The following is a 13,141-nucleotide window of genomic DNA, read 5'->3' as shown; positions in this document are numbered from 1 at the left end:
CTCGCGCCCGCGCACGACCGCCACGCCGACGCCGCCCCCGGCCACGCGTCGGGCCGAGCCGACCGCCACCCCGCGCCGCGAGCCGACCGCGACGGCCTCGCCACCGCCCGAGCCCACGTCCAGCGCGACCGCGACGGCCGTCGCCACCGCCGCGCCGACCGAGACCGCGCACACCTACGACGAGCCCCGAACGGACAACTCCGGGCCGGGCTCGGCGAACTCCGGGTCCGGCTCGGACAACTCCGGCCCCGGCTCGGGCTCGTCCGGCTCAGGCTCGAGTGGCCATGGCGGCCACGACGACGACTCCTGATTCCAGTTCTTGGCCTGTCCGGTCGATGACCGGATCATGCGCAAGCTCGCTCCCCTCGCCCTCGCTGCCCTGCTCATCCTCGTGCCGGCCGGCACCGCCTCCGCGAAGACGAAGGTCGATGCCTTCGCCACGAAGTACCACCTCAAGGGCACGTGGAAGAGCAAGGACGCCGACAAGGACGGGCTCAAGAACCTCAAGGAGTTCAAGCTCGGCACGGACCCGCGCAAGGCCGACAGCGACAAGGACGGCCTCAACGACGGTGACGAGGTCACGTCCGGCAACAACCCGCGCAAGGCCGACACCGACGGCGACCGCGTCAAGGACGGCGCCGAGCACGCCGGCGTGATCACCGCCTTCGACGGCGAGACGATCACGATCCGCGAGTTCGCGACCGGCAAGAAGGTCACGGCCACGCTCGACACCGAGTGCACGCCCGCCCTGGCCGAGGACGAGACCGCCGACGACTCGTCGCTCGACGACGGCTCGGTCGACGTCACCGAGGACGAGGGCTTCGGCGCGTTCTTCCAGGACGAGGGCGACGACGAGGACTTCGGCGACGACACCGCCGACACCGCTTCCTGCGACGACGACGACCTCGACAAGGGCGTCGTCCTCCAGAGCGCCGAGCTCGAGGACGACTACCTCGTCGAGTACGTCATCGCCTAGCCTATCGCGACCATCCGCTCGATCGGCAGCCGCGCGCGCAGCGCGATCGCCTCGGGCACCTTCACGACGCCGGACCCGTCACGGAGCGTGTCCCGCAGCTTCGGCAGCGTGATCATCTTCATGAAGCGGCACGCCGCCTGCTCGTTGGCGGCGACGAAGTCGATGTCCGGCCGGGCCATCTGGAGCGGGTGCAGCATCCCGGTCTCCGTGGCCATGATCGCCGTGGCGCCCGCGGGCGCCTGAGCGGCCCACGTCATCATCCCGCCGGTCGACAGCATGTGGACGCCCTCGGCGTCCACGTCGCCGGCCGCGACGTACTCCATGACGCTCGTCGAGCACCCGCACTCCGGGTGCACGAGGAAGTCCGCGCCCGGGTGCGACTCCCGCATCGCCGAGATGTCCGACGGCCGGATGCCCGCGTGCACGTGGCACTCGCCGTCCCAGACGTGCATCTTGCGCCCGACCTGCTTCTCCACGTACGCGCCCAGGAACATGTCCGGGCCGAAGAGGATCTCGGTGTCCTCACCGTGCTCGCGGTAGATGTGCTCGACGACCTGCACCGCGTTCGACGACGTGACGCAGTAGTCGGTCTCGGCCTTCACCTCGGCCGTCGTGTTCACGTACATCACGACCAGCGCACCGGGATGCTTGGCCTTCCATGCCCGCAGCTGCTCCGCCGTGATCGAGTCCGCGAGCGAGCAGCCCGCGTCCAGGTCCGGCAGCAGCACGGTCTTGTGCGGAGACAGCACGGACGCCGTCTCGGCCATGAAGTGCACGCCGCAGAACGCGATCACGTCCGCTTCGGTCTTCGCCGCCTGCTGCGACAGCGCGAGCGAGTCGCCCACGAAGTCGGCAACGTCCTGGACCTCGGGCAGCTGGTAGTTGTGCGCGAGGATCACGGCGCCGCGCTCTTCAGCGAGCGCGCGTACCTCAGCCTGGAGGGCCGGCACGGATTCAAGGGTGAGCAGGTTCACTGGACGGTCTCCAAGATCAGCGACAGATCGAGGACCGGTGCGGAGTGGGTCAGGGCACCGATCGAGACGTAGTCTACACCACTAATAGTCGCGTAGACCAAAACTGTGCGCGAGTCCACACCCCCGGACACCTCGAGCTCCGCGCGACCGCCCACCTGAGCGACCGCCGCACGCACCTGGTCCGGGCTCATGTTGTCGAGCAGGAGCCGCGGCGCGCCGGCGTCCAAGGCCTCGTCGATCTCGGCCGCGTCGCGCACCTCGACCGCCAGCGGGAGTTCCGGCCGCGCGGCCCGCGCCCGCCGCACCGCCTCCCCCACGCCGCCGGCCGACGCGGAGTGGTTCTCCTTGATGAGGATGAAGTCGAACAGCCCGACGCGGTGGTTGACCCCACCGCCGTGGACGACGGCGCGCTTCTCGAGCAGCCGCATCCCGGGCGTCGTCTTGCGCGTGTCGAGGATCTTCGCCGACCCTGCGGGCAGCGAGCGCACGACGTACGCCGTCGCGGTCGCCACGCCCGACAGCCGGCCGAGGAAGTTCAGCGCGGTCCGCTCGGCGGTGAGGAGCCCACGCGCGGAGCCGGTCACCTGCAGCACGGGTCCACCCTCTCGCCACACGCCCTCGGGCCCGAGCCGCTCGATCTCCACCGCCGGGTCGACCTCCCGGAACACCGCCTCGGCGACGTCCAGCCCGGAGATCACCCCGGGCGCCTTCTGCGTGATCGTCGCGCGCGCCCGAGCGCCCGCTTCGACCGTCGCCAGCGTCGTCACATCACCGTCGCCGACGTCCTCGGCCAGCGCACGCTCGATCAGCTCAGTCGTCACGCCGACGATTATAGTCGGCGTGACCTAAAGCTCTTTAGGCGCGGGTCTTCGCGTTGGCTTCGAGCCAGGAGCGCGCGAAGCCGTCGAGATCGCCGTCCAGCACGCCGCTGGCGTTGCCGACCTCGAAGTCCGTCCGGTGGTCCTTGACCATCGTGTACGGGTGCAGGACGTAGGAGCGGATCTGCGAGCCGAAGTTCACGTCCAGCGTCTCGCCGCGGGCCTTGGCGATCTCCGCCTGGCGCTCGGCCTCCTGGCGCTCGATCAGCTTCGAGCGCAGCATCGCCATCGCGGTCGCGCGGTTCGCGGACTGCGAGCGCTCGTTCTGGCACTGCACGACGATACCTGAGGGCCGGTGCGTGATGCGCACGGCCGAGTCGGTCTTGTTGACGTGCTGGCCGCCGGCGCCGGACGCGCGGTAGGTGTCGACCTGCAGGTCGTCGTCGTCGATCTGGACGTCCCCGGCCTCCTCGACGACCGGCGCGACCTCGACGCCCGCGAAGGACGTCTGGCGGCGGTTCGCCGAGTCGAACGGGGAGAGCCGGACGAGCCGGTGCACGCCCTTCTCGGCGCTGTAGAGGCCGTACGCGTTGTCGCCGGAGACGCGGAAGGTCGCGGACTTGATGCCCGCCTCTTCACCCGCGCTCGCCTCCAGCAGCTCGGTCTTGAAGCCGCGCGCGTCGGCCCAGCGCATCTCCATCCGGAGCACCATCTCGGCCCAGTCCTGGGCGTCGGTGCCGCCCGCACCCGCGTTGACGGTGACGAGCGCGTCGCCGGCGTCGTAGTCGCCGGTGAACAGGCGCTGCTCCTCGAGGGCGCTCAGGCGTGACTCGACGGACGCGATCGCGCCCTCGAGCTCCGCGGCGATCTCCTCGTCCTCCTCCGCCAGCTCGGCGAGGCCTTCGAGGTCCTCCGCGTCAGCCTGCAGCTTCGTGAAGTTCTCGAGCCGGCGCTGCGTGCGCGTGTGCTCGGCGCCGACCTTGCCCGCGTGGTCCGGGTTGTCCCAGAAGCCCGCGGACCCCATCTCCTCTTCGAGCGCGCTCAGACGCTCCTGCATCTGAGCGGGGTCAAAGATAGTCCGAGAGCAGGGACATCTGCTCGCGGACAGTGGCCAGGCGCTGGGGGGTGCTCTGATCGGAGGCCATGGGCGATGACAGTAGCGGGTACGGGGAGTCCAATGAGAGCACTCGATCGGGTCGACGCCGCCGTCGGGGGCGGGATCGAGCACGCGATGATCCACCACCACATGCGGCGACTGCGCCGCCACGGGCAGCTGAAAGCGCTCGCGCCCGCCACTGAAGGCCTCTGGGCCGAGACGGCCGCGCCGCCGCGCTTCGGCAACGCCATGGAGGTCCTGATCGACGGCGCGAACGCGCTGCCGCGGATGGCCGAGGCGATCCAGGGCGCCCAGCGCCACGTCCACGTGTGCTCGTGGCACCTGGAGCCGGACTTCGATCCAGGCCCGCGCAAGGCCTCGCCGGTGAAGGAGCTGCTGGCTGAGGTGGCCGAGCGCGTGCCTGTGCGCGTGATCGTGTGGGCGGGCGCGCCAGTGCCGGTCTTCCAGCCCCGCCGCGGCGCTGTGAAGGCCGCGCGTGAGCGGCTCGTGGCCGGCACGAAGATCCAGTGCCAGCTGGACGCCTGCACCCGGCTGATGCACTGCCACCACGAGAAGCTCGTGATCGTCGACGACGAGCTCGCGTTCGTCGGCGGGATCGACCTCACCACGCTCGCCGGTGACCGCTACGACACCAACGAGCACGCCTTCAAGCACGACGGGATCGGCTGGCACGACGCGTCCGCGATGCTCCGCGGCCCGATCGTGCGCGACGTCGCCGCGCACTTCGCGATGCGCTGGGAGGCGACGGCCGACGAGGCGCTCGAGCTGCCGACCGAGCTCGAGGCCGCCGGCGACACCGCCGTCCAGTTCACGCGCACCGTCCCCGAGGGCGCCTACAAGGTCCTCCCGCGCGGCGAGTTCTCCGTGCTGGAGACCTACATCCGCGCGCTGCGGTCCGCCCAGCGCCTGATCTACCTCGAGAACCAGTTCCTGTGGTCGCCCGAGATCGTCCACATCCTCGAGACCAAGCTGCGCACCCCGCCGTCGCCGGACTTCCGCGTCGTCGTCCTGCTCCCGCACAAGGCCAACAACGGCCAGGACGACACGCGCGGCATGCTCGCCCGGCTCGTCGAGGCCGACGATGGCCGCAAGCAGTTCCTGGCCGCGACGATCATGTCCCGCTCAGGCGAGCAGTCGGGCCCGCTCTACGTGCACGCGAAGATCGGCATCGTCGACGACGAGTGGCTCGCGATCGGCAGCGCGAACCTCAACGAGCACTCGCTGTTCAACGACACCGAGGTCGACGTCGTCACCTGCGACCCGGCCCTCGCCCGCGCCACGCGCGAGACGTTGTGGGCGGAGCACCTCGAGCGCGACGACGCGTCGGGCGACGCGACGCGGCTCGTCGACGAGGCCTGGCACCCGATCGCCTCCGAGCAGCTCGAGCGCCAACGCGCGGGCGCGCCGCTCACCCACCACCTGGTCGAGCTGCCGGGCGTCTCGCGCCGCTCCCGGCGCCTGCTCGGGCCTTTGGACGCGCTGGTCGTAGACGGTTAGAAGACGACGGTGCGGTTGCCGTAGACGAGCACGCGGTCGTCCAGGTGCGCCTTGACGGCGCGTGCGAGCACGGTGCGCTCGATGTCGCGGCCCAACCGCACCATCGTCTCCGAGTGCTCGCGGTGGGAGACGCGGGCGACGTCCTGCTCGATGATCGGGCCCGCGTCGAGCTCCTCGGTCACGTAGTGCGCGGTCGCGCCGATGATCTTCACGCCGCGCTCGTAAGCGCGCTGGTACGGGTTCGCGCCCGCGAAGGCCGGCAGGAACGAGTGGTGGATGTTGATGATCGGCACGCCGAGCTGCGCGAGGAAGTCGCCGCTCAGGATGCGCATGTAACGGGCGAGCACGACGAGGTCGCAGGTGCCCTTCAGCAGCTCGATCAGCTCGGGCTCGTTCGGGAACGGCACGTGGTGGTAGGCGATCCCGAAGCCGGCGACGTCGTTCGCCCAGTCCGGGTGGTTGGAGGCGACCAGCGGGATCGTCGCGTCGAGCTCACCGCGGCGGTGGCGCCACAGCAGGTCGACGAGGCAGTGGTCCTCCTTGCTCACCAGGACGGCCATGCGCTTCGGCGCGCCGCCGTCGGCGAGGCGCCAGCGCATGTCGAAGCGCTCCGCGACCTCCTGCTGGAACGCGCGCCCCAGCGAGGACAGGTCGCCCTGGTCGAGGTTGAACTCCATCCGCATGAAGAACTCGCCGCCCTCCGGGTCGGTCGAGTGCTGGTCGGAGCTGATGATGTTCGCGCCGGAGTCGGCGAGGAAGCCCGCGACCGCGGCGACAATGCCGTGGCGGTCGTGGCAGGTGATCAGGAGGCGGCCGTTCATCCGAAGGCGGAGGCTACTTCCACCAGCGCGTCCCACGCGTCCTCGGCCTGGGGATGCCGGCCGCCGCGCGGGAGCAGCGCGTACACGTCACGGCGCGGGCCTTCGCCCTCGATCGGGCGCAGCTCGAGCCCGTGGAAGCCGTCGGCGCCGAGCCGCGGGACGAGCGTGACCGCCAGCCCGGCCGCGATCACGCCGCGGTTGGCGAGCGGGTCGCGGGACACCATCGACAGCTGCATCTCGAAGCCCGCGGCCGCGCAGGCGCGCGCGATCAGGTTGTTGCCGCTCGGCGCGATCCAGCGCTCCTCGGCGAGCGCGGTGAGCGGAATGGCGTCCAGGGCCGCGAGCCGGTGACCGGGCGGGAGCGCGACCAGGAACGTCTCCTGCAGCAGGTCGCGGCGCTCGACGCCGTCGTGCTCGCGGCGCTCGAGCGTCGCGTCCTGGAAGCCGAGCGCGAGGTGCAGCTCGCCGCGGCCGACCCGGTCGGCGAGCTCGGGAGTGGTGCCTTCCTCGAGGATGACCTCGCCGAGCGCGCCGGCCGCGCGGGCGGAGGGCGGCTCGCCGGCCGCGGCCCCGAGCCGCGCGACCGCCCGCGGCACCAGCGCCGCGAGTGCACTCGGGAACGCGCCGATCCGCAGCCGCGGCGGCACCGCCAGCTCGGCCAGCTGCCGCTCCGCCAGCGCGAACCGCTCCGCGATCGCGTCGGCGTGCGCGAGCAGGACCTCGCCCGCGGGTGTGAGGGCCATGGCGTGCTCGCGATCCAGCAGCCGCGCGCCGAGCTCCCTCTCCAGCGCCGCTACCTGCTGCGACACGGCCGGCTGCGTGAGCGACAGCGCGCGCGCCGCGGCACTGAACGACCGCTCGTGCGCGACCGCACGGAACGTCAGCACGCGCCGTGGGTCCATTCGCAGAGCTTATAGGCTCAGCGAAACGAGTATTTGAAGTTATGCCCCGAGCGGACCACGCTGAACGGCATGTATCCGATCAACGTGGAACGGCTCATGCGACACAGCCTGCAGGGAGCGCGCGCGACCGACCCGGTGCGTCAGCCGCGCAAGCGACGGGGCCCGTTCAGGCGCCGTGGCACTTCTTGAACTTCTTGCCCGACCCGCACCAGCACGGGTCATTGCGACCGATCGTCTCGTGCTCATCGACGCGGCGCTGCGCGACGACCGGCGGCGCCTCCTCGGCGGGCGGCTCGCCCGGCTCGCCGTAGGCGGTCGGCTGGTCCTCGATCGTCCCGCCTGAGTAGGCGAGGGCGCCCATGCCGCTCGTCATCTGCGGCGGCGGCGCGAACTCCTGCACCGGCTGCCCCTCGCCCTGAGGGGCGCCGTCGCCGTTCTGGGCCTGCACCTCGACTTGGACGTTGTAGATCATCCGCGCGAAGTCGGACCAGATCGAGTTCATCAGGTCCTCGAAGAGCGTGAAGGCCTCGTTCTTGTAGGCCACCAGCGGCTCGATCTGCGCGAACCCGCGGAGGTGGATGCCCTCGCGCAGGTAGTCCATGTCGTAGAGGTGCTCACGCCAGCGCTGATCGATGATCTGCAGCACCAGGTAGCGCTCGAGCGCGCGCATGAGCTCCTCGCCGAGCTCTTCCTCGCGCTCGTCGTAGAGCCCCATCGCGTCGTCCACGAGCAGCCGCTTGAGCTGGTCGCGGTCCGTCTGCGAGCGGTCGATCTCGTTCGCGGCGAAGTCCACGTGGTAGATCTGCTCGAGCTGGACCCAGAGCTCGTCCAGGTCCCAGTCGTCCACGAAGTCGCCCGGCGTGTACTCGTCGACGGAGCGACCGATCACGGCCTCGATCTGCTCGCGCGCGACCGCGCTCATGTCGCGGCCCTCGAGCACCTCGTCGCGGTACTTGTAGACGACCTCGCGCTGCTGGTTCATGACGTCGTCGTACTCGAGGACGCGCTTGCGGATGAGGTAGTTCTGCTCCTCGACCTTGCGCTGGGCGCCCTCGATCTGCTTCGTGAGCATCTTCGCCTCGATCGGCTCTTCCTCGCCGTCGTCGCCCTTCGGGCCGAGGCGGTCCAGGATCTTGTAGATCCGGTCGCCGGCGAACAGCCGCACGAGGTCGTCCTGCGCGGAGAGGAAGAAGCGCGACTCGCCCGGGTCTCCCTGGCGGCCGGCGCGGCCGCGGAGCTGGTTGTCGATCCGGCGCGACTCATGACGCTCGGTGCCGATGATGTAGAGGCCGCCGGCTTCCTCGACCGCGATCCGGTCGGCCTCCACGCGCTCCTCGATCTTCGGGAGGATGTCGGCGAAGCGATCGTCGTAGTCCGGGTCGCCGGGCTTGAGGCCGAGCTTGTTGAGCTCGATCTGCGTCATGTGCTCCGCGTTGCCGCCGAGCTTGATGTCCACGCCGCGGCCGGCCATGTTGGTGGCGATCGTGACGGCGCCAGGGCGGCCGGCCTCGGCGATCGTCTCGCCCTCGCGGGCCGCGAACTCCGGCTTGGCGTTGAGCACCGTGTGCGGCACGCCGACCTTGCGCAGACGCGCGGAGAGCAGCTCGGAGACCTCGACCGAGATCGTGCCGACGAGGACCGGCTGGCCGTTGTCGTGGCGGGTCTGGATCTCGCGCGCGACCGCGCGCCACTTGCCTTCCTGCGTCTTGTAGATCTGGTCGTTCTGATCCTTGCGGACCATCGGCCGGTTCGTGGGGATCTCCACCACGCCGACCTTGTAGATCTTCATGAACTCGGTGGCTTCCGTCAGGGCAGTGCCCGACATGCCCGCGAGCTTGTCGTACATGCGGAAGTAGTTCTGGAGCGTGACGGTCGCGAGCGTCTGGTTCTCCTCGCGGACGCGCACACCCTCCTTGGCCTCGACGGCCTGGTGCAGGCCCTCCGACCAGCGTCGGCCGTCCAGGATGCGGCCGGTGAACTCGTCGATGATCTTGACCTCGCCGTCCACGACGGCGTAGTCGACGTCCTTCTTGTAGAGCGACTCGGCCTTCAGCGACTGGTGCAGGTGGTTGACCAGCGTGCCGTTCTCGGCGCGGTACAGGTGGTCGATGCCCAGGAACTTCTCGGCCTTCTCCACGCCGCGCTCGGAGACGGCGACCGTCTTGTGCTTCTCGTCGAACTCGTAGTCGTAGTCGGCGAGGAAGTCCTTCTTCGCCTTCGGGTCCATGCCCTCGGGCTTCTTGCCCGGCTCCATCATCGGGGCGAGCTTCGCGAACTTCTCGTAGAGGTCCGCGGCCTGCTCGGGCGCGCCCGAGATGATCAGCGGCGTGCGCGCCTCGTCGATGAGGATGTTGTCGACCTCGTCCACGATCGCGAAGTGATGCATCGCGAGCGGCTTGCCGTCCTCGGTGATGCGGCCGCCGTGCTGGACCTTCTCCTCCAGCGTCGTGGCCATGTTGTCGCGCAGGTAGTCGAAGCCGAACTCGGAGTTCGTGCCATACGTGATGTCGCACGCGTAGGCCGCGCGCTTCTCGTCGTAGGGCTGGTTGTTCTGAAGGATGCCGATGGTCAGGCCGAGGCCTTCATAGATCGGCCGCATCCAGTTCGCGTCACGGCTCGCCAGGTAGTCGTTGACCGTGACGACGTGGACGCCCTTGCCCGCGAGCGCGTTGGCGACGACGGCAAGCGTGCCGGTGAGGGTCTTGCCCTCGCCCGTGCGCATCTCGGCGATCGAGCCGTCGTTGAGGACCATCCCGCCGATGAGCTGCACGTCGAAGTGGCGCATGCTCATCCGGCGCTTGCCGACCTCGCGGGTCAGCGCAAAGGCCTCGGGAAGGGCCTCCTCGAGAGAAAGCCCTTCCTCCTGCACGCGCTCACGCAGCTCCGTGAACTGCTCCTTGAGCTCGTCGTCCTCGAGCAGCTCGAGCTCCGCCTCCCACTGATTGATGCGTTCAACACGCTTCTGGTAGGCCTTGAACTGCTTCGCTTCGCCCAGCCGGAGGGCGCGCTCGAGGATGGACATAGCTACCTAGCGTAGCGGTCGCGCGCCCTGCGGCTGGGGTGCCGTTTACAAGGTCCCGGGCGCTTCCTCGAGGGCCGCCGGGGTGCTGCGGATCTCCTCCGCCGCCGCCCTCGACTCGCGCCGGCCACGCCGTTTGTCACGGTGGCGCTTGACCTGGCGCTCCAAGTTGTCCGCGACGAGGTTGATCGCGTGCTTCGGGTCCTTGGAGACCTCCTTCGCTCGCAGCTCCGTGCCCTTGAGTCGCAGCACCACGTCGGCTGCGATCGGGTCGCCGGGGACGTTTTCGTCGGCTACCTCGAGCTCCAACTCGGCCAGTTCGGACACCTGCTTCGCGATCTTCGCGAAGCGCTGCTCGGCGTACTCCCTGATCTCGTCGGTGACCTGAAGGTTGCGTCCCTTAACGTCGATCTGCATGGGACTCCTCTGTCGGGGTCAACTATTTGTGAACCATACCCCCTCAAGCCGGGAGCTCACGCGGCCGATTCAGTAGCTTGTGGCCATCTCTGTCCCAGCCGATCCCGCTTCTGGACGCTCAGGCCCCAAGGAAGTAGCGGTCGTCCGTCATCCGATCGCCGACGCGCGCAACATCGTCGTCGGCTACGAGCTGCGCTTCGGGGGCTCGATCGACCTGGGCGACCCGGCAATGGACGCGAAGGCCACCTCGGCCCTGCTCGTCGAGGCCTTCGGTGACATCGGTCTCGAGACGCTCGCCGGCCGCCACCCCGCGTGGGTGACGATCGCGCGTAACTTCCTCGTCGAGATCGGCCCGCCGCCGGTGCGCCCCGACCGCGCCGTGCTGCAGATCAAGGCCTACCACGCGCGCGACGACCTCTTGCAGATCCTGCAGCGGCTGTCCCGCTCGGGCTACACGATCGCGCTCGACGAGTGGGAGGGCGACCTCGGCCAGAACGTCGAGGAGCTCATGTCGCTGTGCTCGATCGTGCGCGTCGACATCTCCAAGATCTCCGCCGCGGAGCTGCCCCGCGTGCTGCGCGTGCCCAAGATGCAGGGCGCGCTGCTCGTCGCCACCGAGGTCGGCGACCACGCCGCGTTCCTGCGCTGCCAGGAGCTCGGCTTCACCTACTTCCAGGGCGAGTACTTCGCCCAGCCGCGGACCTTCAAGCACCGCGGCGTCGCGACCGCCGGCCTGGGCTCCCTGCGCCGCCTGAACGAGCTAACGAGTGGCGAGGTGTCGTTCGAGGACCTCGAGCGCATCATCTCCTCCGACGTCGGCCTCTCGCTCAAGCTGCTCCGCTACGTCAACAGCGCCTTCTTCTCGCTGCCGCGAAACGTTTCCTCCGTCCACGAGGCACTGTCCCTGCTCGGCGTGCGCACCGTGCGCCGCTGGACAACCGTGATGGTCCTGGCCTCGATCCCGGACGTCCCCGACGAGCTCGTCTCCCTCGGCCTGCGCCGCGCGCACATGTGCGAGATCCTCGCCGGCGGCACCACGAGCGAAGAGCGCGAGATGATGTTCACGATCGGACTCTTCTCCGTCGCCGACGCCCTCCTCGACATGCCCATGGCCGACGTGCTCGAGACGCTCCCCTTCACCGAGGAGCTCCAGGCCGCCCTCCTGCGGCGCGAAGGCCCCAAGGGCGAGCTGCTCGCCGCCGTGACCGCCTACGAGCGCGGCGAGTTCCCGACGCTGCCCGTGAACGACACCCGCCCCACCCTGGCCGGCGCCTACCGCGCCGCTTTGGAGTGGGCGGACGAAACCAGCCGCGCGATCGCGTAGCGCGCAGCGCCGCGCCGCCGCGCCCCGTCGCCGCCGCGCGCCATCGCCGCCGCGCGCCATCGCCGTGGCGTGCCGCTCGCACCAGCTCGGGGTGCGGGGCCGTGTTCGGGTAGCTCCGCGACACCGGGCCTGTCAAGGCGATCGCTACGCGACGGCTTCGCCGCCCTTCGGGTCGGGCTTGACAGACCCGGCGCCGCTGCGCTGACGTCCCGATGAGCCGGCTGCGCCGGAGAGCGCCCGCGCACACGGGCCACCACGCCATTCCCACGTCATCCGTCACTTTCGGCCCCCTAGGGCCCCAACTGACGGAGCGCTCCCGTCATCCGTCACTTGACCCCCTATACGGGCGTTAACTGACGGATCACCCCAGGGACGAGCGCGCGGCCCGCGCCCGGGCGCACCCCGGCGCAGCCGCTCACCCGCACAAGAGCGCGCCGGCCGCCGCGTGTCAAGCGGCTCGCCGCGCAGCGCGAGTTGCTTGACACGCGGCCCGACGGTGTGCTCGCCGTTACCGCTCGACCGCGCACCCCTACAGCGTCCGCGCATACGACACGACGGCCAGCACGCGCACGTCAGCGGCCACCAACGCGCGAGCGCACGCGTCCAAAGTCGCGCCTGTCGTGTGGACGTCGTCCACGAGGAGCACGAGCGACGGCGGCGAGCCGCGTACGCGCACGGAGAGCCGTCCCTCCTCGCGGCGCCCCACGCGCCCCGTGCCGACCTGGCGCGCCGCGCGGTCCTCGCGCACGAGGCACGCCGCGACCGGTCGATCCAGGCGCCGCGCGAGCGCGGCGGTCAGCACGCCGGCCGGGTCGAACCCGCGCGCACGGCGTCTCGCGCGCTGGGCGGGCACGGGAACCAGCGCCGCGGCCGGGTCGCGCAACGCGGCCGGGAGGTGCGCGGCCATGTGCGCCGCCATCACGTCCGCGACGGGCAGCGCGGCGCGGAACTTCAGGGCCGCGACCAGACGCCGGGCGACGCCCTCGTACGCGAGCGGCGCCCACGCGCGCGAGAACGCCGCGGCCGCCGCGGGACAGCCGTCGCCGCGGTGATGCGGCAGGCCGCAGCGTGGGCACCCGGGACGCAACCACGGCAGCGCCATCGTGCACGCCCGGCACAGGCGCTCGTCCACGCGCGTCAGCGCGCGCCGGCACGCCGGACAGGCGGGCGGAGCGACCGCGGCGATCAGCTCAGCCAGCGCACGCACGATTCAGGGGCGGCACAGGCATCGGCGGCACGGGCGCGCAGTACGGGCCGTTGTCGGTGACCTTGATAA

The 13,141-nt window shown here is 70.4% G+C and carries 12 protein-coding genes; 4 read left to right on the top strand and 8 right to left on the bottom strand.

Annotated elements, in window-relative coordinates:
- Together OJ997_RS34885 and OJ997_RS34880 are read left to right on the top strand one after the other, a co-directional pair.
- Positions 1 to 310 (top strand): hypothetical protein (locus OJ997_RS34885; RefSeq protein WP_270030061.1); only part of this gene is annotated, 310 nt, incomplete at its 5' end.
- A gap of 36 nt (positions 311 to 346) precedes the next feature.
- On the top strand, positions 347 to 976 hold the full coding sequence (locus tag OJ997_RS34880; protein ID WP_270030060.1) for a hypothetical protein: 630 nt from the start codon (positions 347 to 349) through the stop codon (positions 974 to 976).
- Here OJ997_RS34880 and nadA read toward each other — a convergent pair.
- The 3 genes from nadA to prfB form a co-directional block, all read right to left on the bottom strand.
- A complete protein-coding gene (gene nadA / locus OJ997_RS34875; protein WP_270030059.1) occupies positions 973 to 1,926 on the bottom strand; it encodes a quinolinate synthase NadA in 954 nt (317 codons plus the stop codon). The two genes, OJ997_RS34880 and nadA, sit on opposite strands and share 4 nt — an antisense overlap.
- 20 nt (positions 1,927 to 1,946) lie before the next feature.
- Positions 1,947 to 2,771, bottom strand: coding sequence for a carboxylating nicotinate-nucleotide diphosphorylase (gene nadC / locus OJ997_RS34870; RefSeq protein ID WP_270030058.1), 825 nt, complete (start codon positions 2,769 to 2,771; stop codon positions 1,947 to 1,949).
- 34 nt (positions 2,772 to 2,805) lie between these two features.
- Positions 2,806 to 3,913 (bottom strand): peptide chain release factor 2 gene (prfB, locus tag OJ997_RS34865; RefSeq protein WP_270030057.1). Its coding sequence is split into 2 segments (ribosomal slippage): positions 2,806 to 3,837 and positions 3,839 to 3,913, totalling 1,107 coding nucleotides; the frame shifts between segments, so codons are not numbered across the junction.
- 32 nt (positions 3,914 to 3,945) lie between these two features.
- Between prfB and OJ997_RS34860 the strand changes: the two genes are divergently transcribed.
- A complete protein-coding gene (locus tag OJ997_RS34860) occupies positions 3,946 to 5,382 on the top strand; it encodes a phospholipase D-like domain-containing protein (protein ID WP_270030056.1) in 1,437 nt (478 codons plus the stop codon).
- Here OJ997_RS34860 and purU read toward each other — a convergent pair.
- From purU to hpf, 4 genes are all read right to left on the bottom strand, one after another.
- The gene (gene purU / locus OJ997_RS34855) at positions 5,379 to 6,203 is read right to left on the bottom strand and encodes a formyltetrahydrofolate deformylase (RefSeq protein WP_270030055.1); all 825 of its coding nucleotides are present in this window, start codon (positions 6,201 to 6,203) and stop codon (positions 5,379 to 5,381) included. The two genes, OJ997_RS34860 and purU, sit on opposite strands and share 4 nt — an antisense overlap.
- A complete protein-coding gene (locus OJ997_RS34850; RefSeq protein ID WP_270030054.1) occupies positions 6,200 to 7,105 on the bottom strand; it encodes a LysR family transcriptional regulator in 906 nt (301 codons plus the stop codon). The genes purU and OJ997_RS34850 overlap by 4 nt, the downstream gene beginning before the upstream one ends.
- A gap of 166 nt (positions 7,106 to 7,271) precedes the next feature.
- Positions 7,272 to 10,127, bottom strand: a complete 2,856-nt coding sequence (gene secA / locus OJ997_RS34845) for a preprotein translocase subunit SecA (protein WP_270030053.1) — start codon at positions 10,125 to 10,127, stop codon at positions 7,272 to 7,274.
- A gap of 45 nt (positions 10,128 to 10,172) precedes the next feature.
- Positions 10,173 to 10,541 carry a ribosome hibernation-promoting factor, HPF/YfiA family gene (hpf, locus tag OJ997_RS34840; RefSeq protein ID WP_270030052.1) on the bottom strand — a complete coding sequence of 123 codons (369 nt, stop codon included), beginning with the start codon at positions 10,539 to 10,541 and terminating at the stop codon, positions 10,173 to 10,175.
- A 79-nt stretch (positions 10,542 to 10,620) separates the two neighbouring features.
- Between hpf and OJ997_RS38000 the strand changes: the two genes are divergently transcribed.
- Positions 10,621 to 11,865, top strand: coding sequence for an EAL and HDOD domain-containing protein (locus OJ997_RS38000; RefSeq protein ID WP_270030051.1), 1,245 nt, complete (start codon positions 10,621 to 10,623; stop codon positions 11,863 to 11,865).
- A 529-nt stretch (positions 11,866 to 12,394) separates the two neighbouring features.
- Here the strand turns inward: OJ997_RS38000 and OJ997_RS34830 are convergent.
- Positions 12,395 to 13,072 carry a ComF family protein gene (locus tag OJ997_RS34830; protein WP_270030050.1) on the bottom strand — a complete coding sequence of 226 codons (678 nt, stop codon included), beginning with the start codon at positions 13,070 to 13,072 and terminating at the stop codon, positions 12,395 to 12,397.
- Positions 13,073 to 13,141 lie beyond the last annotated feature (69 nt).

The organism is Solirubrobacter phytolaccae (assembly GCF_027587195.1).
In the GTDB taxonomy this organism is placed as follows: Bacteria; Actinomycetota; Thermoleophilia; order Solirubrobacterales; family Solirubrobacteraceae; genus Solirubrobacter; species Solirubrobacter phytolaccae.
The sequence above is the reverse complement of the archived record's forward strand: the minus strand, read 5'-3'. Positions and strand labels throughout refer to the sequence as shown.

Bases quoted from the DNA above. Each gene is read 5' to 3' on its own strand.
- OJ997_RS34850 (WP_270030054.1), bottom strand. From the start codon at position 7,105: ATGGACCCACGGCGCGTGCTGACGTTCCGTGCGGTCGCGCACGAGCGG.
- secA (WP_270030053.1), bottom strand. From the start codon at position 10,127: ATGTCCATCCTCGAGCGCGCCCTCCGGCTGGGCGAAGCGAAGCAGTTC.
- OJ997_RS34860 (WP_270030056.1), top strand. From the start codon at position 3,946: ATGAGAGCACTCGATCGGGTCGACGCCGCCGTCGGGGGCGGGATCGAG.
- OJ997_RS34880 (WP_270030060.1), top strand. From the start codon at position 347: ATGCGCAAGCTCGCTCCCCTCGCCCTCGCTGCCCTGCTCATCCTCGTG.
- purU (WP_270030055.1), bottom strand. From the start codon at position 6,203: ATGAACGGCCGCCTCCTGATCACCTGCCACGACCGCCACGGCATTGTC.
- hpf (WP_270030052.1), bottom strand. From the start codon at position 10,541: ATGCAGATCGACGTTAAGGGACGCAACCTTCAGGTCACCGACGAGATC.